Origin of the sequence: Streptomyces calvus (assembly GCF_006782915.1) — a bacterium.
GTDB lineage: Bacteria > Actinomycetota > Actinomycetes > Streptomycetales > Streptomycetaceae > Streptomyces > Streptomyces calvus.
Genome location: NZ_VCNP01000030.1, coordinates 122,021 through 144,707, shown reverse-complemented (window position 1 = coordinate 144,707; position 22,687 = coordinate 122,021). Strand labels below are relative to the sequence as shown.

Below are 22,687 nucleotides of genomic sequence, written 5' to 3'. Positions count from 1 at the left end.
GTCGTCACGCGGCAGTTGCGTGGCCGTTGGCGGTGGTCGCGGATGTGTGATGGTGCGGAAGGCGGGCTTCGGGCGTGGCGGTGCAGGAAGCGAGGCAGGGCAGCGCGGATGCGGGCGCGCACGAGGGCGGCTGTACCTGCGGGGACTGTCCGCACGGGGCGCGTGAGGGGCATCGGCGCGCGGTCGCCGCGTTCCTGCTGAAGCGGGACGAGTTCGCGGCCGGGCAGGGAGTGCCGGCCGCCGTGGCCCACTCGGCCTCCGCCTCCCGCCAGTGGGTGTCGGAGGAGCTGACGCAGGCCGCGGAAGCCGTCGCCGAGCGGGGACGGGCCGAGGGCGCGGCATGGCTGGCGCGGCTGTGGCGCAGGACCGCGTTCGTCGCATGGGCGGGGGTCGTGCTGCTGCTCCTCGGGCAGGCGCTCACCGCGATCGGCGCGGGATGGAACGCCGCGCGCTCCGCCGGGCTGCTGGCCGCGCTGGTGGTGGCCGGCGCGCTGACCGCCGCGTCGTGGTTCCACCGGGCGCGCGGTGGTGCGCTGGCTCCGGTGATCGGGGAGGACAACCGCCTCTCCACCTCCCGCGCCGTGGCCGCCGCGTGGGTCCTCCTCGTGGCGTACGCGGTGCTCGTGCTGGTGGGGCAGCTGGCCGCCGCCTCCGGGCATGAGCAGCGCGACGCCCTGATCGCCGGGCTCGAACTCGCCCGCGGCGCCGGTGTGGTGACCGTGCTGGCCGTGGTGTGCGGGATCGCCGTGCTGGTGCGGCGGGTCGTCGGGCTGCGGGTGCAGGGGCAGCGGCTGCAGAAGGTCCGCGCGTACCGGCCCAGGGCGGCCGACCTGCTGACGGACGACGCCGGGCGGGGCAATTTCGCCGACATCCAGTACGTCGTGATCAGCGGCGTCGCCCTGGTGTTCGCGGCGGTGCGGCTGGCCCGGCGGCCGGACCAGCTGCCGGACCTGCCGTGGGGGCTCGCGGTGGTGGTGCTGGTGTCGGCGGCGACGTACCTCGCGGGGAAGTACGCCGAGGGCGGACGTCCGGTGATCCTGTCGGTGGTACGGGCGCGGGAGGCCGGTGACCTGGACGCGCCCATCCGGACCGGGGACGACATCGAGATCCGCGGGGCCGGGTTCGTGCCCGTGGGCGCGCAGGGGGCCGACCGGCTGTCGCGGATGGTCGTGCGGGTGGGGGCGGTGAACGTGCATGTGCCGTTGGTTCCTGTGACGGGTGGGTTCGACAACCCCACGGACGTGCTGCTGACGGTGCCCGTGCCGGCGGATGTGGAGCCGGGCCGGGTGGAGGTACAGGTCGTCACCGCGGCGGGCGTGGAGACGAACCGGTACGCGATCGACGTGACGGACTGACGCCGGCGGTCCGGCGAGCGAGCGGGCGTGACCTGCCCCGGCCGGCGCCGGGCTGCCGCGACCATCCGGGCCCGCCCCCGGCGTGTGTCCCGCCTCGCGGAGAAAAAGCCGGTGATCAGGGTTGAGCCGCCGCCGATTGCCGTACGTATGGTCTGTCGAGGGAGGCCGGTACGGCAGTGAGAGGCGGCAGGCAGCGATGACTCACGGTATGCGCGCGGACACGTACTCCGCACAGCCCGACGGCGACAGGGGCTGGCGCGACTCCGCCACCCGCTACGCCCTCCTGCCGTTGCGGCTCTTCCTCGCAATCACCTTCATCTACGCCGGCCTCGACAAGCTCACGGACAGCACCTTCATGCAGGACGCCGGAGCGGGATCGATCGGCGACATGATGCGCGGCGTACGCGATTCCTCCGCCGTCCCCGCACTGGTCGACCTGGCCCTGGAGAACCCGGTCGGGTTCGGCTACGCCATCGCCTTCGGCGAGTTGGCCGTCGGGATCGGCACCCTGCTCGGCCTGCTCACCCGGCTCGCCGCCCTCGGCGGAGCCCTGATCTCCCTCAGCCTGTGGCTGACCGTGAGCTGGGCGGCCGATCCCTACTACTACGGCAACGACCTGCCCTACCTCATGGCCTGGATCCCACTGATGCTGGCCGGGGCCCCGCTGCTCTCCGTGGACGCCGCCCTTCACGCACGACGGCGGGCCCGGACGTACCGGTAGGCGGTGTCAGAGCGGCGTGTCCGCCTCGGTCTCCCGAGCGCCCGCCCGGCCTCTGCGGTGACGTATGAGGCCCGAGAACATGCCGACCACACCGGCCAGGCAGAGGCCTCCCACGACGACCGGGATCACCACGAACCACGGGGTCTCCCAGGCGCCGCCCGCGTCTCCCGCGTAGATCACCGCGGCGAGGGCGAGGAAGACGCCGGCGACCAGCCTGCCGGGCTGGAACTCATGACGCACGGCTGACCTCCGCCTGTCCCGCCCCGACCTGGAGTTCCAGGTCCACGGTGCCCGCCTTCCCGACACCGTCCGGTGGGGACAGGGTCAGCTCCTCGTGTCGGCCCGGTGCCACGTCCACGTCCTTCTGCCTCTCGCCCGGCAACTGGATGTCGCCCACCCCGACGTCGATGCTCAGCCTCACGGTCACGTCCCTGGGCACGATCACATGGATCCGTCCCAGTCCCACATCGGCCCGGGTCGTGACCGTGCTGCCCTCGGGGACGCGTATCGAGGACAGGTCGAGGAGGCCGTTGCCCGTGCCCACCTCGTACGCCGGGCGTATCTGCGCGACCGAGGCGGGCTCCCAGGTGGTGCGCCTCCAGTCGGTGCCGATGTCCTTGGGAAGGGCGGCGGAGCCGGCGAGCAGGCCCGCCGTGACGACCGCCAGGACGATCGACCCCGCCCCGGTGCGGCCGAGGAACGAGCTGACGGCCACGCCGATGCCGAACACGGCGAGCGCGCACGCCAGTCCGGTCTGCAGGCTGGTGCCGAGCGACTGCTCGTCCCAGGTCAGTCCGGTGCCGAGGCTGCCCGCGAGCAGCGCGAGCAGGAAGATCCGGCCACCGATGCCGCGGGGTCCGCGCGGCATCGGCGCGGGACGTGGCGCTCGGGCGCGGTCGCCGGTGCGGGTGTAGGTGCCGAGGCTGATGTTGACGGCTGCCGCGACGTCCATGTCGTGCGAGTCCCGGGGGCCCCACAGATAGCCCGTGCCGCCGACGTGGGTGCCGTCCTTGACGATGGGCTCGCGCCACCAGGAGGAGAAGGCTGCGGGAACCGGCGGTGCCTGCGGCTCCGGCGGTGCGTCGGCGACGGCCTGCGAGGCCAGGTGATCGGGGCTGGGGGTGCCGCGCCGACGGGACCAGTACCCGGCACCGGCCAGCAGCAGCGACAGTATGACGGCGAAGCTCAGCACGCCGTCGTTGCTCAGCATGGTGAGGAAGACGCCGCAGCCGACCAGCGCGAACAGCACGGCCGTCAGGGTGTGGCCGTCGACCCGACCGGTCAGCAGCCTGCGGATCCCGTTCTCCTCCTCGTCGTCGTACGGGACGAAAAGCCAGGCGAACCCGTAGAAGATGAGGCCGAAGCCGCCGGTCGCGGACAGGACAGCGAGCGTGATGCGGAAGATCACCGGGTCCATGTCGCACTGCCGGCCGAGCCCGGCGCACACCCCGCCGAGCATCCGGTGCCGGCGGTCGCGCCGGAAGCGGTGGCCGGCGTCCGCCGGATCGGCCCCGGCGGACGGTTTCGGGGGAGGCGCCGTCGCTCCCTCCTGCTGCGCGCCCGTGCGGCCGTGCGCGCGGGACTGGTCCGCGGCGGGCGCGGCATCCTGCGGCCCGGCGCCCTCGGAGGCGCGCGGGCCGGAGCCGGGTCCCGGACCCGTCGCGGCGTGCTGGTGATCGGTCATGAGTCCATGGTGACGGGCGGGTCGCCGCCGCGGCAGTCGGTACGACCCTGGCCGGACCCTGATATCGGCCCCTGACCGGCGACCGGGGAGCGTTCGACGGGCCGGGGAGGCGGAGATCAGGGGAGTCTCGGGGGCCGACCCTGATGCTCCGGCACTTCGCGCGTGTGACCATCATTGGCATGTCGGAAGCCGCAGCAGCGCCAGTCACCGATCCGCGGCCGCCGCGCAAGCTCTACCGCAGCAGTGACGGACGCTGGCTCGGTGGTGCGGCACGGGGGCTCGCCGGGCACCTCGGGCTGCCCGTGATCTGGGTGCGCCTCGTCTTCGTCGGCCTGTTCATGGCCGACGGTCTGGGCGCGCTGCTGTACGCCGCGTTCTGGTTCTTCGTACCGCTGGGCGTCGGAGGCGTGGAGGCGCAGAAGCCGCCCTCGCCGGTGACGGCCGAGACCTCCCCGGACGGCAGACGCCGGCTGGTCGCCCGCCGACCCGACAAGGGCCAGATCGTCGCCCTGCTCCTCATGGTCGTGGTGGCCATGATCTTCGTCGGCAATGTGAACCTGAGCAGCGGCGCCAGGGCCTATCTGTGGCCGACCGTGCTGGTCGGCGCGGGTGTCGCCCTGGTCTGGCGGCAGGCGGACAACGCGCGCCGGGCACGCTGGATGGAGGTCGGCCGGCGCCGCCGCACCGTCACACTGCTGCGGGCCGTGGCCGGTGTGCTGCTGGTGACGGCCGGCGCCTCCGGCATCTTCGTCCTGCGGGGCTCCGGCAGCCACCTCGGCTCGGTGCTCCAGGCAGCCCTCGCCGTCCTCGTCGGCATAACGCTCCTCGCCGGCCCCTACCTGGTGCGCATGACGCAGGACCTGTCCGAGGAGCGCCTGATGCGCATCCGCGCCCAGGAACGGGCGGAGGTCGCCGCCCACGTCCACGACTCGGTGCTGCACACCCTGACCCTGATACAGCGCAACGCCGACAACCCGGGCGAAGTGCGCCGTCTGGCCCGGGCCCAGGAACGCGACCTGCGCGCCTGGCTCTACAGACCGGAGGGCAACGGAAAGGACGAGGACGACGAACCCACGACCCTCGCCGAGGCCGTGAAGCGCAACGCCGCCGAGGTGGAGGACAAGCACGGGGTCCCCATCGAGGTCGTCGTCGTGGGCGACTGCCCGCTCGACGAGAGAATCGGCGCACAGATGCAGGCGGCGCGCGAAGCGATGGTCAACGCCGCCAAGTACGGTGGCGAGGGAGGTGCGGTGCAGGTCTACGCCGAAGTCGAGGGGAGCACGGTCTTCGTGTCCGTACGGGACCGCGGCCCGGGCTTCGACCTCGACTCGATACCCGCCGACCGCATGGGCGTCAGAGAATCGATCATCGGCCGCATGGAGCGCAACGGCGGCACGGCGCGACTGCGCGCGGTGCCCGACGGCGGCACGGAGGTCGAGCTGGAGATGGAGAGGGCGGAGAAGACGTCATGAGCGAGCCGACCGAGGCGAACGGAACGGCGGGACCGGCGGGGGCGGCCGAGACCGGGGAACCGGCCGACGGCGCCGGGCGTCGTGTACGCGTCGTCCTCGTCGACGACCACCGTATGTTCCGCACCGGAGTCCAGGCCGAGATCGGGCAGACCGACCGGACGGGAGTCGAGGTGGTCGGCGAGGCCGCCGACGTCGACCAGGCGGTCACGGTCATCACCGCGACCCGCCCCGAGGTGGTCCTCCTCGACGTGCACCTGCCCGGTGGCGGCGGCGTGGAAGTGCTGCGCCGGTGCGCCCCGTTGATGGCGGACGCCGAGCAGCCGGTCCGCTTCCTGGCGCTGTCCGTGTCGGACGCGGCGGAGGACGTCATCGGCGTGATCCGGGGCGGTGCCCGCGGATACGTGACCAAGACCATCACCGGCACCGACCTGGTCGACTCCATCTTCCGGGTCCAGGAGGGCGACGCGGTCTTCTCGCCGCGGCTGGCCGGGTTCGTGCTGGACGCCTTCGCCTCCACCGACGCCCCGCCGGTCGACGAGGACCTCGACCGTCTTACCCAGCGTGAGCGCGAGGTACTGCGGCTGATCGCCCGCGGCTATGCGTACAAGGAGATCGCCAAGCAGCTGTTCATCTCGGTGAAGACGGTCGAGTCCCATGTCTCCGCGGTGCTGCGCAAGCTCCAGCTGTCCAACCGCCACGAACTGACCCGCTGGGCGACGGCACGCCGGCTGGTGTGAGCCGGGGCCCGGCCCGCCGGGCCGTTCAGGTCACGCGCGTCGCTCCCGCGAACGGCATCGCGTCGATCGGGGCCTTCCGCACCGGGGCCGAGGGGTTCGGGGCGTGGATCATCCGGCCGTTGCCGACGTAGATGCCGACGTGACTGATGCCGGAGTAGAAGAACACCAGGTCGCCGGGGAGCAGTTGGGACCGCGGGATCCGGCGTCCGGCGTCGATCTGGGCGTAGGTGGTGCGGGGCAGCGAGACGCCGGCGGAGCGGTAGGCGGCCTGGACGAGCCCCGAGCAGTCGAAGGCGTCGGGACCGGTCGCGCCCCACACATAAGGGCTGCCGAGTTTCCGGTAGGCGTAGGCAACGGCCTGCGCCGCGCGGGGGCCGGGCGCCGCGGCGGTGACGGCGCCGGGGACGGTCGGGCCGTCGCGGAGGTCCGCCGAGGAGCGTGCGGAGCGGTCGGTGCCGTCGGTGAGGTCGGCCCGGTGCTCCGGCGGCAGCCGCGACAGCAGCCGGCGGGCGGCGGTCAGCTTGCCGGTGATCGTCTTCGTGTGCCGGTCCAGTTCGGCGCGGCGGGACGTCAGCGACGTCACCTCGATGCGTGCGGCTCCCCGCAACTGCTCGATCTCCCGCAGCTGTCCGCGGAGGCGTTCCACCGCGGCCCGCCGGCGGTCGTCCGCGCGTTCGGTGAGCGCGGCGCCCTCCAGATAGCCGTCCGGGTCCTCGGACAGGAGGAGTCGCAGGGCCGGGTCCATGCCGCCCGCGCGGTACTGCGCCGCCGCGGCCGAACCCAGGGCGGCGCGAGCGGAGTTCAGCCGGTCCTCCCGGCGGGCCCGCTCGTCCTGCAGTGCGCGCAGCCGCCGCCGCGCCGACTCCGCCTTCTCCTTCGCGCCGTTGTACTTCTCGGTGGCGGCCTCCGCCTCCCGGTACAGCCTGGCCACCTCGGCCCTGACCTCATCCGGGGTCCGCTGCGGTTCGGCGTGCGCCGGTCCGTCGAAGCCGGTCGCGGCGGCCGCACCGGCGAGGGCGACGGCGGCGGCCGCGCGGGCCGTGGCGCCGCCCGCCGGGCGCTGTGGGGACCTGCGGTGCGCTGCCACCTGGACTCCCGTCCTTTCCGACGACCGCGCGAGGGCGGACTGGTGTCCGGTGGTCCGGCGGCGTGGGCACGGGGGAGCCGTCCGCCACCGGGCCGTCCCGGCGGTGGTGGCCGGCCGCAGCCCCTGGCCCGGGCGGCGGTGGTGAGAGCCGGTCACCTGGTGGAGGACGCTAGGTCCGGGCCCGCGGCGCCGGTGACGGGTTGTGCGGAACTGGCCCGTGCGGACCGCTGGTGACCGTAAGTGACCGTGATCGGGCCCCGGCTCCGTCGCCTTCACCCAGGGCGATGACCGAAGCGGCGAAGGAGGGAACGGGGAGGGCACCGGAGTGCTATGGGGCGGGTGTGGCTAGGCTCCGGCCTCATGGACGTACTCATCCACCTCTTCGTCGGCCTGCACATCATCGGCATCGCGTCGCTGCTCGGCGGCTTCCTCACCCAGATGAAGGCGATGGGCGAGGGCACCGCCCGCTTCAGCCCCGCGATGCTGCACGGCGCGCTGACGATGCTGGTCACCGGTGTGATCCTGGTCGGCCTCAACCAGGCCGACGACCAGCCCGTCGACAACATCAAGATCGGCGTGAAGCTGGCCCTGCTGATCGTGATCCTCGGCCTGGTCTATGTGAAGCGGGACGAGGAGAAGGCGGAGAAGGGCCTGTTCGGCCTGGTCGGCCTGCTGACCACGGCGAACGTCTTCATCGCGGTGCTCTGGACCTGACCGCTTAGCGCAGCTGACGAAGACCGGGCGGGTCAGGCCGGGCGTACCACGCTGTGGATGGAGGACTCCCCGTCGTAGAAGATCGACTCCTCGCGGACGTACGTGCCGGGCTTCGGGGCGTGGATCATCTTGCCGTTGCCGATGTAGATGCCCACGTGGGTGACGTCGTCGTAGAAGAAGACCAGGTCACCGGGCTGGGCCTGGGAGACGGGGACCGTGGTGCCGGCGTCGACCTGGTCGTAGGTCGTGCGCGGCAGGGTGACGCCGGCGGACTTCCAGGCGCCCTGGGTGAGGCCGGAGCAGTCGTAGGAGTCGGGGCCGGTGGCGCCCCAGACGTACGGCTTGCCGATCTGCGCGCGGGCGAAGGCGAGGGCCTTCTCGGCCTTGGTCGCGTACGAGGCGTCGGCCGGGGGAGCGGTGGTCGAACCGGAAGAACCGGAGGATCCGGATCCCGACGTGTCCTGCGTCCCGGCACCGCTGTCCTGCTGCGCGGCCTCGCGCTGCGCCTGCTGCTGCCTGGCCAGCTCGGCGGCCTTGCGGGCGGCCTCCTCCCGCTTCTCCTTCTCGATCGCCGCGAGCCGCGCCTTCTCCTCGGCGGTCAGCTTCGCCATCAGCTCACGCGCGTCGGTGAGCTTCCTCTGGACGGTGGCCTTGGCCGTCTTCAGGTCGCCCTGGGACTCGGTGAGCGTCTCGAGGCTCTTGGTGGCCTCCTGCCGCGTCCTCATCGTCTCGGACTGCTGCGTGACGTAGTCGTCGACCGCTTCATTCTGGCGGCCGGTCATCCGGTCCATCAGCTGCCGCTGGTCGAAGACGTCCTGCGGGGAGTCCGCGAGCAGGAAGGTCGCCGTGTCGGGGATGCCGGCGCCGGTCCGGTACTGGGCGGCGGCGAAGGAACCCAGTTCCTCCCGCGCCTCGTTGAGCCTCTGGGTGCGCTTGGCCACGTCGTCGAGGAGCGTGTCGACGCGCTTGCGCTGCTTGGCGGTCCGCTCCTTGGCCGCGTTGTACTTCTCGGTCGCCGACTCCGCCTGCCGGTAGAGATCGTCGACCTTCCTCTCGACCTCCTCCAGGCTCGGCTTGTCGTCGTCCGTGGGGGCGGCGTTGGCGGTCTGGGAGAGCAGGGCCACGGAGGTCAGCGCGGCCGTGGCCAGGGCCGGGGTCCGTATGCCTGCCACGCGCGGGCCGGGGGTGCGCGACTTGCGGTGCGACGCCAAGGGAGGCGACTCCTTCCACTGCTCCGCCTGCCGGGTCAGCGGTGGGAGTCCCTCCCAGGCCGTTCAGGCACTGGGGGAGGGTACGGGCGGCTGCTCGGAAGGGTTGCCCTACGGCCGCTCCGCGAGGGAGTGGGCCGATTCACCCCAGGGGTTCGACGGGTCCCCGGCTCCGGCTGCCGGGTGGGCAGTGACGGATTCGGCGGAGGCCGCGCGGCCCGGCGGGGTTCGCCGGTGGGGGTCGAGCGGCCCGTCCGCACCGTAGCCAACTCGTGTGGTGCCTGTGAAGGTTGGTGGGTGATATGCCCGATACATTTTCGTGACCTTGGGGCCCGGGTGACGCAGGGTGAAGGGCTGTTGCTGGACCGTGCACGGTTGCGCGGGGTGCCCGGGCGGGCCGGGAATCCCGGCGATGTTCCGGGGCGGGCCCGGGTTGTCGGTGGGGCGCCCTAGACTCGGAGAGCGATGAGCAGCCTCTTTGACGACAGCTTCCTGGCGGACCTCCAGGCCCAGCGGGGCCCCGCGGACGAGCCCCCGCCGCCGCCCGAGGACGATCATGCTCCGGAGCCCGTTCCGGACGATCTGTTCGGCGGGAAGTTCGACGTGCCGCCGGACCGGGACGCCTACTACCGCGACGGCGCCCCGCGCCCGCCGGTCGACGCCGCCGCGCTGCTGGAGGGGCTGAACGACAACCAGCGCGCCGCCGTCGTGCACTCCGGCTCACCGCTGCTCATCGTGGCCGGCGCAGGCTCCGGCAAGACGCGTGTGCTCACCCACCGCATCGCCCACCTGCTCGCCGACCGCGGCGTCCACCCCGGCCAGATCCTCGCGATCACCTTCACCAACAAGGCCGCCGGCGAGATGAAGGAGCGCGTGGAGCAGCTCGTCGGCCCGCGCGCGAACGCGATGTGGGTGATGACCTTCCACAGCGCGTGCGTGCGCATCCTGCGCCGCGAGAGCAAGAAGCTCGGCTTCACGTCGTCCTTCTCGATCTACGACGCCGCCGACTCCAAGCGCCTGATGGCCCTGGTCTGCCGCGACCTGGACCTCGACCCCAAGCGCTTCCCGCCGAAGTCCTTCAGCGCCAAGATCAGCAACCTGAAGAACGAGCTGATCGACGAGGAGGACTTCGCCGCCCAGGCCGCCGACGGCTTCGAGAAGACCCTCGCCCAGGCCTACGCCCTCTACCAGTCCCGGCTGCGCGAGGCGAACGCCCTCGACTTCGACGACCTGATCATGACGACGGTCCATCTGCTCCGCGCCTTCCCGGACGTCGCCGAGCACTACCGCCGCCGCTTCCGGCACGTCCTCGTCGACGAGTACCAGGACACCAACCACGCCCAGTACGCCCTGGTCAGGGAGCTCGTCGGCACCAGCGAGCACCCGGTCGACGTACCGCCGGAGGCCGAGGTCCCGCCCGCCGAGCTGTGCGTGGTGGGCGACGCCGACCAGTCGATCTACGCCTTCCGCGGCGCGACGATCCGCAACATCCTCCAGTTCGAGGAGGACTACCCGGACGCGACGACGATCCTCCTGGAGCAGAACTACCGCTCCACGCAGACCATCCTGAGCGCCGCCAACGCCGTCATCGAGCGCAACGAGTCGCGCCGCCCGAAGAACCTGTGGACCAACGCCGGCACCGGCGCGCGGATCACCGGGTACGTCGCGGACACCGAGCACGACGAGGCGCAGTTCGTCGCCGACGAGATAGACCGCCTGGTCGACGCGGGCGAGGCGAAGGCCGGTGACGTCGCCGTCTTCTACCGCACCAACGCCCAGTCCCGTGTCTTCGAGGAGATCTTCATCCGGGTCGGCCTGCCCTACAAGGTCGTCGGCGGTGTCCGCTTCTACGAGCGCAAGGAGGTCCGGGACGTCCTCGCCTACCTGCGGGTGCTCGCCAACCCCGAGGACTCGGTGCCGCTGCGCCGCATCCTCAACGTGCCCAAGCGGGGCATCGGCGACCGCGCGGAGGCCATGATCGACGCCCTCGCCCAGCGCGAGAAGATCAGCTTCCCGCAGGCGCTCAAGCGCGTCGACGAGGCGTACGGCATGGCCGCCCGGTCGGCGAACGCCGTCAAGCGGTTCAACGTGCTGATGGAGGAACTCCGTACGATCGTCGAGTCCGGCGCCGGCCCGGCGACGGTCCTGGAGGCGATCCTCGAACGCACCGGCTACCTGGCCGAGTTGCAGGCCTCCACCGACCCGCAGGACGAGACCCGGATCGAGAACCTCCAGGAACTCGCCGCCGTGGCCCTGGAGTTCGAGCAGGAGCGCAGCGAGGGCGAGGCCGGTACGCTGGCCGACTTCCTGGAGCAGGTCGCCCTGGTCGCCGACTCCGATCAGATCCCCGACGAGGACGAGGACGGCTCCGGCGTCATCACCCTGATGACCCTGCACACCGCCAAGGGCCTGGAGTTCCCGGTCGTCTTCCTCACCGGCATGGAGGACGGCGTCTTCCCGCACATGCGCGCCCTCGGCCAGACCAAGGAGCTGGAGGAGGAGCGGCGCCTGGCCTACGTCGGCATCACGCGCGCGCGTGAGCGGCTGTACCTCACCAGGTCCACGCTGCGCAGCGCCTGGGGCCAGCCCTCCTACAATCCGCCCTCCCGCTTCCTGGAGGAGATCCCGGCCGCCCATCTGGAGTGGAAGCGGACGGGGGCGAGTTCGCCCGTCTCCTCCGGTCCCGTGTCGGGTGTGGCGGCCTCCCTGTCGTCGACCCGTTCCCGCTCGTCGGCCTCCGGCGCCTCCGGCTTCGCCACGCGCCGTACGACGGCGGATGCGCCGGTGGTGTCGCTGGCCGTGGGCGACCGGGTCACGCACGACCAGTTCGGTCTCGGCACCGTGGTAGCGGTCAAGGGCACGGGCGCCAACGCGGAGGCGACGATCGACTTCGGGGATGCCAAGCCCAAGCGTCTGCTGCTGCGGTACGCGCCGGTGGAGAAGCTGTAGCGGATGAGCAGGCCGGGCCCCGCGCACCACGCGCGGGGCTGTGCCGGTCCCGGGGTTACGTCGGGTCGAGGCCGTGGCTGCGCAGCCACGCCAGCGGGTCGATCGCCGAGCCGCCGCCCGGGCGCACCTCGAAGTGCAGGTGCGGGCCGGTCGAGTTGCCGGAGTTGCCGGAGAACGCGATCGGGTCGCCCGCCTTCACGGTCGTGCCGGAGGGGACCTGGTAGCTGGAGAGGTGGCAGTACCACGTCTCCGTGCCGTCCTTCGCGGTCACGATCATCATGTTGCCGTAGGCGGTGTTGTACTGCGTGCGCACCGTGCCGTCGGTCGCGGCCATCACCGTGGCGCCGTACGAGACGGGGAAGTCGATGCCGGAGTGGACGGACATCCAGTTGATGCCGGACTGGCCGTAGTAGGCGCTGAGGCCGTGCTGCGCGACGGGCAGCGCGAACTTCGGGCGCAGCCGCTCCTTGCGGGCCGCCTCCTCGGCCGCCCGCCTGCGCTCGGCCTCCTGCTGCGCCTTGAGGTCGATGCGCTCCTGGGTGCGGCTGGCCCGGTCGGCGAAGTCGTCGGCGCCGGCGGCGAGGCTCTCCAGCTGGGTGTCCAGCTTGTTGTTGGCGGCGGACGGCTTCACCGGCTGGGCGTCCGTCGCGGTCGTCGACGTGTCCTGGCCGCCGTCGTCGGTCAGGTCGCCGACCGAGGCGGCGGCGATACCGGCGACGCCCATCACGCACGCCGAGGGCACGGCCACCGTCAGCAGCGCGGAGCGCTTGGGGGGCGTACGGCGGCGGGAGCGCGACCCGGCGCGTGAGGCGGCGCGCGGCGGGCGGGCGGGGACGGTCTCCTCCTGCTCGTCGAGCAGGTGCACCGCGGTCGGGTCCGCGGCGTCGGCGGGGTCCGGCTGGGCGGTGGGATCCTCGTAGGCGTCCTGCGCGGCGGCCTCGTAGCCCGCCTGCTCGTGGTCCTCGTAGCCGGTCCGGGTGGCGGCGTCCTCGTAGGCGCCCGCGTCGAAGGACTCGGCCTGCGGCTCGTACGCGTCCTGCGCGGCCGGCTGGGCGGGGTCGCCGCCGGCGGAGTTCCACTGGGTGGCGTCGTAGACGCCGCTCTCGAAGGTCTGCGTGCCCCAGTCCCACTGCTGGGTCTGGTCGGCGGGGTTGCCGGTCTGGTCGGGCTGGACCCAGGCGCTGGCGTCCCACTGGCCGCTCCCCTCGGGCGAGCCGGTCTGCTGCGGGATCACGGCCACCGGCTGGTGGCCGGTGGTCCAGGCGGTGCTGTCGTAGCCGCCCGTGTCGTATCCGGCGGGCTGCTGGGCCGCGTACGCGTCGTAGTGCCCGGTGTCCTGGCCGGCCGTCTGCCAGTGCCCGGTGTCGTACGCGCCGGTGTCGTGGCCGCTGCCCGGGAGGTCGCCGAACAGGGGGTCGGCGTCGAAGGTTCCGGTGGGGTGGCCGCCGGTGCCGAAGTGGGTGGCGGCAAAACCGGTGGCGTCGTAACCGCCGTACGTGGTGAAGTCGCCGTACTGGGCTTCCTGGGTGCCGTACGACGCGTAGGGCGCCGAAGAGGCATCGGAAGCCGCGGCCGGGGGCATGGTCCCCGACGGGTGACGGTCGTTCACCAACTTCTCTTTCGCCTCGACAACAGGGGCTGCCAGAGCAGTGCGGCGACTGTACCCGGCGGTACGCGGGCACGACAATCTTCCGCAGGTTTCGCGCCTGAAGGAAACGGGCATTCGGTCGTCTTTTGGGGGACGACGGGCGCGGACTTGGCTCTTTGTTCGAGGCCTGTTCGAGGTCGAGTGCGCTGCGGTGGCGGCAAGTCGGCTGTCCGGGGCCGCTGTTGTTCGGATACGACGCCGTGGCGCTCCTGTCACGGAGTGTGCCGGGCCCGGGCGTGTCGCCCGCGCGCCGGTCGTGGCGCCGTCAGGCCACCGTCAGCCCCCCGGAGCGGCCGGCGGAGGGCTCCCCGGGGTGCGCGGTGTCCAGGGCCTCCCGTATGCGGGTGGCCACGGCCGGGTGCACGGGCAGGGCGAGATGGCCGACGCCGCTCACCCGGACGTTCAGCACCGACAGGTCCGGGTGCTCGATGCACGCCGTCTCGAGCGGGTCCATGATGTGGTCGAGGTCGCTCCAGAAGGAGACGAAACGCGTACGGCAGCCGGGCGCGGGCTGAGTGAGCTCCTCGAGCACCGGTGAGCCGGGGCGCATCTGGCGCACGATGGGGTGCGCGTTGGCCAGCGGCGCGACGCGGGTGCCGGAGTGCGGCGTGCCGAGCGTGACGAGCGTCCGTACGCGGGTGTCGCCGCCCAGTCGCTGCACGTAGTACCGCGCGATCAGACCTCCGAGGCTGTGCCCCACCACGTCCACCTGGCGGCTGCCCGTGCGCTCGCACACCTGCTCGATGTGCCGGCCGAGCAGCTCGGCGGCTATACGGATGTCGCAGGTCAGGGGCGAGTAGTTGAGCGACTCGATCTGCTGCCTGCCGTGCTGGGCCAGGCTGCGGCGCAGCAGGACGAAGACCGAGCGGTTGTCGATGAAGCCGTGCAGCAGTACGACCGGAGGCTTGGCCTGATTCGGCAGCTGTGCGGCGCCGCCCGGCGCGGGCAGCGCGGCCGCCGGGCCCCGGCGCTCCTGGACGATGCCGGCCGGATACAGCAGGAGGTGGCCCGCCAGGATCGCCAGTTCCAGGGCGGTCGCCTTCAGCAGGGTCAGGGAGAGATCCGCCAGCCGGGTCGGCACGAGACGCCGGCAGAGCGGTAGGAAGGGGAGAGCTGCCTGGGTGACCTTCATGGCCGACCTCCTGTCGGCACGCGCAAGGACAGCCTCGTCCCCCGTGTGCCCTCATGGGGAATCGCTGTGACAGCGGTCGCCGGTGCGCGCGTACGACGGCTGGAGGGGGCGCGGTGGTGCGGCGGCCTCGGTGCGAATCCCTTGTGCGCATGTTCCCACCGATGCCCGAGTGCTGCACGGGCACGCGGTGCAAGGGCCGCGGGGCCCGGGAACGCTGCGCGATGAACGTGTCCCACCGTGTGATTTGCCCCTCGCTGTGCACCGTGAAACTGCCGGTTGCGGGATGCTGGAGATAACGTTCGTTCACTTCCTCGGCCGGTCCGGGCACGGGACTCCGTGCGAGGTGTACGGCACCGCGGATGTGTGCGGTACTTGTCGGTACGGATGGAAGTAGTCGCTTCATGGAGGCAGTGATGGGTGTGGCAGCCGGTCCGATCCGCGTGGTGGTGGCCAAGCCGGGGCTCGACGGCCACGATCGCGGGGCCAAGGTGATCGCGCGGGCGCTGCGCGACGCCGGTATGGAGGTGATCTACACCGGGCTCCACCAGACCCCCGAGCAGATCGTCGACACCGCGATCCAGGAGGACGCCGACGCGATCGGCCTCTCCATCCTCTCCGGCGCGCACAACACGCTCTTCGCCGCGGTGATCGAGCTGCTGGAGAAGCGGGACGCCGCGGACATCCTGGTCTTCGGCGGCGGGATCATCCCCGAGGCGGACATCGCCCCGCTCAAGGAGAAGGGCGTCGCGGAGATCTTCACGCCGGGTGCCACCACGGCGTCGATCGTCGACTGGGTGCGCGCCAACGTACGACAGCCCGCGCAGGCCTAGCCGACCGTTCAGGACGGCCGCCGTCCCGGGCGGGACGTCCCGCCCGGCGTCGGTACGCGCGTGCGCGGGCGGGGGCGGGCCGGGGGCGGGACGGATGTCGTCCCCGGGGCCGGCCGCCGCCCGGCTCGCGTCCTGGAAGCCTCGGCGGTCGGTCCTCGCGTCCAGGGGCCCGCGGTGGCGGGCCCTCGGGCCCGGTCGCCCGGTGCCGTCGGCCCTCCGCGCGTGGGTCATCGCCGTGCGGGGCCCGGTGCCGTGGGCTCCACGGAACCGGCTGGAGCGGGTTCCGCTGCGGGCGGGGTCGGCGGGGCCAGCTCCGTGAGGAGGGTGGCCCGTAGGCGCAGTGTGGTGACCAGACGCTGGAAGGCTTCGGCCCAGTAGCTCCCGGCGCCGGGCGAGGCGTCCTCCGGCTCGTCCGGCACCGCCAGGAGCGCGTCGAGACGGCCGGCCTCGGACGGGTCGAGACAGCGCTCGGCCAAGCCCATGACTCCGCTGAAACTCCATGGATAACTCCCTGCGTCCCGGGCGATGTTGAGCGCGTCGACCACCGCCCGCCCGACCGGCGCGGCCCAGGGCACGGCACACACCCCGAGCAGTTGGAACGCCTCGGACAGGCCGTGCGTCTCGATGAACCCGGCCACCCACTCCGCCCGTTCGGCGGCCGGCAACGTGCCGAGCAGCTGGGCCCGTTCGGCCAGCGACACCGCCCCCGGTCCGCCGGCCTCCGGCGCGGAGGGCTCGCCGAGCAGCGCCCGCGACCACGCCGCGTTCCGCTGCCGCACCGCCGCCCGGCACCACGCCGCATGCAGTTCGCCCTGCCAGCCGTCCGCCACCGGCAGGGCCACGATCTCCCGCGGCGTACGCCCGCCGAGCCGCCGCGACCAGCAGCCGAGCGGTGCCGCCTCCACCAACTGGCCGAGCCACCACGACCGTTCGCCCCGGCCCGCCGGGGCCTTGGCCACCACACCGTCGCGTTCCATGCCCGCGTCGCACTCGTGCGGCGCCTCCACGACGATCATCGGGACGTCCCGGGTGCGGTCCACGGCCACGCACGCCGCGGCTCTGAGCGCCATCCGTCCCGCCAGCGCCGAGTCGGGCAGCGCCGACAGCAGCTCCGCCGCCGTGGCCCGTACGTTGCGGCTGCGGTCGGCCAGGGCCTGCTCCAGGAACGGCTCGTCGTCCGGGCCGAGCCCGGCGCGCAGCGAGTCCAGGAACATCAGCCGGTCCTCGGCCCGCTCCGTCGCCCAGGTCGCCGCGAGGAGTGCACGCGCGGCGGCCGGTGCGCGGGAGCGCAGGGCCGTCAGGAGGGCGACCCGTTCGGCGAAGAGGCCCTCCTGCCAGAGCCGCCGTGTGCGGTCCGGGTCGTCGGGCGCGGACGCGGACGCGCCGCCGCCGTGTGTGGCGCGCAGGGCGAACCGCCAGTCCGGGTTGAGCCGGGCCAGCCACAGGGCGCGCGGGCCCGCGAACCGCAGTGCAGCCGGGCGCAGGTCCGTGCGACCCCGCGCGGCGTCGAGCAGGGCGGGCAGCGCCTCCGGAGGCGCCGCGTAACCGTGGGCGTTCGCCGCCGCCAGCCACTGCGGCAACAGCTCCATCAGATCCGGTGCCGTGCCCCGGCGGCCGCCGCCGGAGGTGCCGGGGCGGTCGGTGAGCAGCAGCGTGAGCCGGCGGGCCGCGGCCGGCGGCAGCGCCGGACGCGGGTCCGCGGGCGCGGGCGCGGGACGCCTCGCGGCCCGGGCGGGCCGCAGCCCGGCCCGCCGCCGTACGGTCGCGAGGGCCGCCGCGTCCAGCAGGTCGTGCGGCGCCCTGGGCCCCGGGACGGAGCCCGCCGGGGTGCGCCGGTCCGTGCCCAGCAGCGCCGTGGTGACCAGCTCCTCCCAGGTGTCCGGGAGCGGTGCGTCCGTGTCGGCGGTCCTGCTCATGAGCTTCCTTTCCGACGGGCGGCCCGGAGCGGTCGGCGACTCACCTGTGCCGAGTGTCCGCAGACGCCCGAAAGATTCATGCACGGAGGATTCACGGGGCGGACGGGAACGGGCATGCCGCTCAGCACAGCGGCACCACCTCACCGGGGCCTTCCGGCCATACCGCCAATGGGGTGAACCCCTGGTGGCCGCACTCGCCGAACACCCGGACCGGTGCGCCGCCCGACACGGCGACCAGCCGCCACAGGCCGGGCCGGGACCGCGCCGCCGGGGCGAGCGGCAGGGCCGTGTCCTGGTCGGCGTCGGCCACCTGCCACCCGTCGCCGTCCGGGACGGGTACGACCCGCTCCAGGGTCACCGGGACCGACTCCAGCCACGGGTCGTCGCGCAGGGCCTCGCCGTAGCGGACGAGCGCCCGGGCCGTCGTCGTGCCCGGTGGCCGCACTGCCGTCGGCGCGGGCGGCGCGAACTGCTCACCGAGCGCCGCGCGCGGCTGCCCCGCGCCCGGGTACGCGGACAGCTCCGCGTCCAGGGCCGTCCCGACCGGCAGCGCGACATCGGGCGCGCGGCCCGCCGCGCCGTACGACAGGAGCAGTGCCGTGCGCCCCGAATCCGTGCCGTACAGCCAGACGCGGCGGGTCGTCAGCCGGCTGTCCCCGGTGTCGTACTGGGCCAGGACCAGCCAGTGGTCCCGCACCGGCGGGCCGTCCGCCGACGCGGGCAGGCCGACCCGGGAGCGGACCGTCGCGGCGAGGCCCTCCGGCAGCCGCTCCCGGCGCAGCCAGCCCTGCCCGAGGAGATGCAGCAGCGCGCACTCCTCCAGCAGCCGTACCGGCCCGCCCGGTCCGGTGCCCGCGAGCGCCCCCAACTCCCGCACCCGCCCGGCCAGCCCCTGCGCCTGCGCGTCGACCATGCGGGCCGCGGTCTCCTCCCACAGCCCGTACCCCGACTCCCCGGCCGCCGCCAGGCCGCCGCGCAGCAGGTCCGCCAGCCGCTGCTCCAGCTCCAGCGCGCCCGCGGTGACCCGCTCGGCCCTGCGCTCCGCCCGCCGCCGCGCCGCCTCCGGGTCCGCGGGCCCCGGCGCGGGATGCGCGGCGTCCCCGGTCCGTCGCCGCTCCGTGGCGCGCCGGCCGCTGATCCATTCCCGCACCCACTCGGGCGCCCGGGCCCGCGGCACCGCCTCCTCCGCGCCCGCCCGGAGCAGCAGCAGGCCCAGCGCGTGCTTGCACGGGACCTTGCGACTCGGGCAACTGCAGCGGTAGGCGGGCCCGGAGGGGTCCGCGACGTCGACGACCGTCCGGTACGGACCGCTCCCACCGCCCTCGCACAGCCCCCACACCGTCCCCTCGCCGCACCTGCCCGCGCCGGACCACGACCCGGCCGCACCGAGCCTGCTCCCCGCCGTCCGTGACGCGGAGTCAGGCGCCAGTGCCAGCACCTGGTCCACGGTCCAGCGCACCCCCTGCTCAGTCATGCCACCGAACCTAGAACCCAGCACTGACAATGACCCCGGCGAGCGCATTTCACAGCGATTGTCAGTGGCGTGGTGCACGGTTGGTGACAGATCCGAACCGGCCGAGCTGGAGGGGGACTCAGCCATGCCTGCGACCGTTGAACCGACGTCCGTCGGCCCGACGCCCGTTGAAGCGGCCTCCGTCGAGGCGACCTCCGTTGATGCGTCCGTGGAACCGGGGCGGGACGGCTCCGCACCCTCGGACGTCCCGGCGGCGCAGACGCTGCGCCCGCACGCCGAGGACGCCTTCGCCGCCGAACTCGCCGCGCTGGCCGCGCAGGACGACCGCCCGCGTCCCGCCCGTTGGCGGCTGTCGCCGTGGGCCGTCGCGCTCTACCTGCTCGGCGGCACCCTCCCGGACGGCACGGTGATCACACCGAAGTACGTGGGCCCGCGCCGCATCGTCGAGGTCGCCGTGACCACCCTCGCCACCGACCGCGCCCTGCTGCTCCTCGGCGTGCCCGGCACCGCGAAGACCTGGCTCTCCGAGCACCTGGCCGCGGCGGTCAGCGGCGACTCCACGCTGCTGGTGCAGGGCACGGCCGGCACACCGGAGGAGGCCTTCCGCTACGGCTGGAACTACGCCCGGCTGCTCGCCCACGGCCCCAGCCGCGACGCCCTCGTGCCCAGCCCGGTGATGCGGGCCATGGCCGAGGGCAGGACCGCCCGCGTCGAGGAGCTGACCCGCATCCCGGCCGACGTCCAGGACTCGCTCATCACGATCCTGTCGGAGAAGACCCTGCCGATACCGGAGTTGGGCGAGGAGGTGCAGGCGGTCCGCGGTTTCAACCTGATCGCCACGGCCAACGACCGCGACCGGGGGGTCAACGAGCTGTCCAGCGCCCTGCGCCGCCGTTTCAACACCGTGGTGCTGCCGCTGCCGGAGACACCGGAGGCGGAGGTCGAGATCGTCGCCCGCCGCGTGGACCAGATCGGCCGGTCCCTCGACCTGCCGGCCGTACCGGAGGGCGTCGACGAGATCCGCCGTGTCGTCACCGTCTTCCGTGAACTGCGCGACGGGGTCACGGCCGACGGCCGTACGAAGCTCAAGTCGCCCAGCGGCACGCTGTCGACCGCCGAGGCGATCTCCGTCGTCACCAACGGGCTGGCGCTCGCCGCCCACTTCGGCGACGGCGTGCTGCGGGCCGGGGACGTCGCCGTGGGCATCCTCGGCGCGGTCGTGCGCGACCCGGCGGCGGACCGGGTCGTCTGGCAGGAGTACCTGGAGACCGTCGTCCGCGAACGCGACGGCTGGCAGGACTTCTACCGCGCCTGCCGGGAGGTCACCGAGTGAACGGCACGGGGACCGGCACGGCAAAGCCGCTGCTGCTCGGGGTGCGGCACCACGGGCCCGGGTCGGCGCGGGCCGTGCGGGCCGCGCTGGAGGAGGCCCGGCCGGGCGTCGTGCTGATCGAGGGCCCGCCGGAGGCGGATCCGCTGATCCCGCTCGCCGCCGCGGAGGACATGCGCCCGCCGGTCGCGCTGCTCGCCCACGCCGTGGACGAGCCGGGCCGCTCGGCCTTCTGGCCGCTGGCCGAGTTCTCCCCGGAGTGGGTCGCCCTCACCTGGGCCCTGCACCACGGCGTCCCGGCCCGCTTCATCGACCTGCCGGCCACCCACACCCTGGCCTGGGACGGGAACGGGAACGGGGACAGCGATGGCAACGGGGGCGGCGCCGGGGCGGACGGTGACCGTGGGGCGGCGGCGGACACCGACGTGCGGGTCGATCCGCTGCGGGTGCTGGCCGAGGCCGCCGGGTACGACGACGCCGAGCGGTGGTGGGAGGACGTCGTGGAGCACCGGGGCGTGGGGAAGGGCGACGCGCTCGCGCCGTTCACCGCGCTCGAGGAGGCCATGACCGCGCTGCGCGAGGAGTACGGGGACGGGGGACGCGAGCGGGACCCGGTGCGCGAGGCGCACATGCGGCTGCGGATACGGGCGGCGCAGCGGGAGTTCGAGGGCGGCGTCGCCGTGGTGTGCGGCGCCTGGCACGTGCCGGCGCTGCGGCGGAGGACCACCGTGGCCGCCGACCGGGCCCTGCTGAAGGGGCTGCCCAAGGTGAAGACGGACATGACCTGGGTGCCCTGGACCAACCGGCGGCTCGCCCGGGCGAGCGGCTACGGCGCGGGCATCGACTCCCCGGGCTGGTACGGGCACCTGTTCGCCGCACCGGACCGGCCGGTCGAGCGGTGGCTGACGAAGGTGGCGGGGCTGCTGCGGGCCGAGGACCGCATCGTCTCGTCCGCGCACGTCATCGAGGCCGTCCGGCTGGCGGAGACGCTCGCCGCGATGCGTGGGCGCCCGCTGCCCGGCCTGGGCGAGACGACCGACGCGGTACGGGCGGTGATGTGCGACGGATCCGACGTGCCACTGGCGCTGGTGCACGACCGGCTGGTCGTCGGCGACGTGCTGGGGGAGGTGCCGGCCGCGGCGCCCGCCGTGCCGTTGCAGCGGGACCTCACGCGGCTCCAGCGCCGGCTGCGGCTGAGACCCGAGGCGGCGGAGCGGGAGGTGGAACTCGACCTGCGCGGGGAGACCGACGCGGAACGCAGCAGACTGCTGCACCGGCTGCGGCTGCTCGGCATCGGCTGGGGAGCGCCGGCGGCCTCGCGCGGCAGCACGGGAACCTTCCGGGAGACCTGGCGGCTGCGCTGGGAGCCGGAGTTGTCCGTGCGGGTCGCCGAGGCCGGGGTGTGGGGGACCACGGTGCTCGCCGCCGCCACGGCCAGGGCCGAGGCGGACGCCGACGCCGCGCGGAGCCTCGCCGACGTCACCGGGCTCGCCGAGGACTGTCTGCGGGCCGGACTGTCCGACGCCCTGCCCTCGGTGATGCGGAGCCTCGCCGACCGCGCCGCCCTCGACACGGACGTCGGCCACCTCGCCCAGGCGCTGCCCGCCCTGATCCGCTCGCTGCGCTACGGCGACGTGCGCGGCACGGACACCGCGGCGCTCGCCGAGGTCGCCGCCGGACTCGCCGAACGGGTCTTCGTCGGACTGCCCCCGGCCTGCGTGGGACTGGACGCGGACGCCGCCGAGGAGATGCGCGGCCATGTCGACGCGGTGCACGGCGCGGTGGGGCTGCTCGGCGACGCCCCCGCGCCCGGACACGGCCGGCTGCGCGCCCGCTGGCAGTCCGTCCTGCGGACGCTGTGCGCCCGCGACGCCGTGCCCGGTGTCCTGCGCGGCCGGTCCGTGCGGCTGCTGCTGGACGACGGAGAGCTGGCGCGGGAGGAGGCCGCGCGGCTCATGGGGCTCGTGCTGTCCCCGGGGACCCCGCCGGCGGACGCGGCCGCGTGGATCGAGGGCTTCGTGGGCGGCGGCTCCGGAGGCGGTCTGCTCCTGGTCCACGACGAGCGGCTGCTGGGACTGGTCGACGCATGGCTGACGGGCGTGCCGGCGGAGGCGTTCGCGGACGTACTGCCGCTGCTGCGGCGGACGTTCTCCGCGTACGAGCCCGGGGTGCGGCGCACGCTCGGCGAACTGGTCCGGCGCGGGCCGGGGAGCCGCGGAGGCACGACCACCGCCGCGGCCGGCGCACCCGGTTTCGGGCCCGGGCTCGACACGGCGCGCGCGGACGCCGTGCTGCCGGTCGTACGACTGCTGCTCGGGACCGACGGGGACGACCGGGAGACGAGCGCCGGTCTCGTGGGAGTGGCGGGATGACGGAGGCGCGGCCCCACCGGGGACACGGGACACGCGTCGGCAAGCGGGCGCGGCGCGA

17 protein-coding genes are annotated in these 22,687 nt (G+C 73.7%); 9 read left to right on the top strand and 8 right to left on the bottom strand.

Features of this window, described 5'->3' with window-relative positions:
• Positions 1-74 precede the first annotated feature (74 nt).
• Both FGW31_RS13175 and FGW31_RS13170 read left to right on the top strand, forming a co-directional pair.
• Positions 75-1,355 (top strand): hypothetical protein, encoded by a 1,281-nt coding sequence (locus FGW31_RS13175; protein ID WP_142193613.1) that lies wholly within the window; start codon positions 75-77, stop codon positions 1,353-1,355.
• A gap of 196 nt (positions 1,356-1,551) precedes the next feature.
• Entirely contained in the window at positions 1,552-2,076 is a 525-nt protein-coding gene (locus FGW31_RS13170) for a DoxX family membrane protein (protein ID WP_142193612.1), read from the top strand.
• Positions 2,077-2,082: 6 nt separating this feature from the next.
• Here FGW31_RS13170 and FGW31_RS13165 read toward each other — a convergent pair whose 3' ends face one another.
• Positions 2,083-2,316, bottom strand: coding sequence for a hypothetical protein (locus FGW31_RS13165; protein WP_142193611.1), 234 nt, complete (start codon positions 2,314-2,316; stop codon positions 2,083-2,085).
• Positions 2,306-3,760, bottom strand: coding sequence for a PspC domain-containing protein (locus FGW31_RS13160; RefSeq protein ID WP_142193610.1), 1,455 nt, complete (start codon positions 3,758-3,760; stop codon positions 2,306-2,308). Before FGW31_RS13160 ends, FGW31_RS13165 begins: the two co-directional genes overlap by 11 nt.
• Positions 3,761-3,939: 179 nt before the next feature.
• Between FGW31_RS13160 and FGW31_RS13155 the strand changes: the two genes are divergently transcribed.
• Both FGW31_RS13155 and FGW31_RS13150 read left to right on the top strand, forming a co-directional pair.
• Positions 3,940-5,232, top strand: a complete 1,293-nt coding sequence (locus FGW31_RS13155; protein WP_142193609.1) for an ATP-binding protein — start codon at positions 3,940-3,942, stop codon at positions 5,230-5,232.
• A complete protein-coding gene (locus FGW31_RS13150) occupies positions 5,229-5,969 on the top strand; it encodes a LuxR C-terminal-related transcriptional regulator (protein WP_142193608.1) in 741 nt (246 codons plus the stop codon). The genes FGW31_RS13155 and FGW31_RS13150 overlap by 4 nt, the downstream gene beginning before the upstream one ends.
• A gap of 25 nt (positions 5,970-5,994) precedes the next feature.
• On the opposite strand, the gene FGW31_RS13145 is transcribed toward FGW31_RS13150, so the two are convergent.
• Entirely contained in the window at positions 5,995-7,056 is a 1,062-nt protein-coding gene (locus FGW31_RS13145) for a C40 family peptidase (protein WP_142193607.1), read from the bottom strand.
• Positions 7,057-7,416: 360 nt separating this feature from the next.
• Between FGW31_RS13145 and FGW31_RS13140 the strand changes: the two genes are divergently transcribed.
• The gene (locus tag FGW31_RS13140) at positions 7,417-7,770 is read left to right on the top strand and encodes a hypothetical protein (RefSeq protein ID WP_142193606.1); all 354 of its coding nucleotides are present in this window, start codon (positions 7,417-7,419) and stop codon (positions 7,768-7,770) included.
• 32 nt (positions 7,771-7,802) lie between these two features.
• Here FGW31_RS13140 and FGW31_RS13135 read toward each other — a convergent pair whose 3' ends face one another.
• Positions 7,803-8,981: a C40 family peptidase gene (locus FGW31_RS13135; RefSeq protein WP_142193605.1), complete on the bottom strand. Its 1,179-nt coding sequence runs from the start codon at positions 8,979-8,981 to the stop codon at positions 7,803-7,805.
• A gap of 462 nt (positions 8,982-9,443) precedes the next feature.
• Here FGW31_RS13135 and pcrA point away from each other — a divergent pair, with 462 nt between their 5' ends.
• Positions 9,444-11,927 (top strand): DNA helicase PcrA, encoded by a 2,484-nt coding sequence (pcrA, locus tag FGW31_RS13130; protein ID WP_142193604.1) that lies wholly within the window; start codon positions 9,444-9,446, stop codon positions 11,925-11,927.
• 55 nt (positions 11,928-11,982) lie between these two features.
• On the opposite strand, the gene FGW31_RS13125 is transcribed toward pcrA, so the two are convergent.
• A complete protein-coding gene (locus FGW31_RS13125) occupies positions 11,983-13,650 on the bottom strand; it encodes a M23 family metallopeptidase (RefSeq protein ID WP_185907428.1) in 1,668 nt (555 codons plus the stop codon).
• A 190-nt stretch (positions 13,651-13,840) separates the two neighbouring features.
• Entirely contained in the window at positions 13,841-14,707 is an 867-nt protein-coding gene (locus tag FGW31_RS13120) for an esterase/lipase family protein (RefSeq protein ID WP_142193603.1), read from the bottom strand.
• A gap of 413 nt (positions 14,708-15,120) precedes the next feature.
• Between FGW31_RS13120 and FGW31_RS13115 the strand changes: the two genes are divergently transcribed.
• A complete protein-coding gene (locus tag FGW31_RS13115; RefSeq protein WP_142193602.1) occupies positions 15,121-15,537 on the top strand; it encodes a cobalamin B12-binding domain-containing protein in 417 nt (138 codons plus the stop codon).
• 227 nt (positions 15,538-15,764) lie between these two features.
• Here the strand turns inward: FGW31_RS13115 and FGW31_RS13110 are convergent, their stop codons facing one another.
• Together FGW31_RS13110 and FGW31_RS13105 are read right to left on the bottom strand one after the other, a co-directional pair.
• Positions 15,765-17,453 (bottom strand): DUF5691 domain-containing protein, encoded by a 1,689-nt coding sequence (locus tag FGW31_RS13110; protein WP_220450359.1) that lies wholly within the window; start codon positions 17,451-17,453, stop codon positions 15,765-15,767.
• Positions 17,454-17,574: 121 nt separating this feature from the next.
• The gene (locus FGW31_RS13105; RefSeq protein ID WP_142193601.1) at positions 17,575-18,927 is read right to left on the bottom strand and encodes an SWIM zinc finger family protein; all 1,353 of its coding nucleotides are present in this window, start codon (positions 18,925-18,927) and stop codon (positions 17,575-17,577) included.
• Positions 18,928-19,051: 124 nt separating this feature from the next.
• Between FGW31_RS13105 and FGW31_RS13100 the strand changes: the two genes are divergently transcribed.
• Positions 19,052-20,260, top strand: a complete 1,209-nt coding sequence (locus tag FGW31_RS13100) for an ATP-binding protein (RefSeq protein ID WP_142193600.1) — start codon at positions 19,052-19,054, stop codon at positions 20,258-20,260.
• A complete protein-coding gene (locus tag FGW31_RS13095; protein WP_142193599.1) occupies positions 20,257-22,629 on the top strand; it encodes a DUF5682 family protein in 2,373 nt (790 codons plus the stop codon). The genes FGW31_RS13100 and FGW31_RS13095 overlap by 4 nt, the downstream gene beginning before the upstream one ends.
• Positions 22,630-22,687 lie beyond the last annotated feature (58 nt).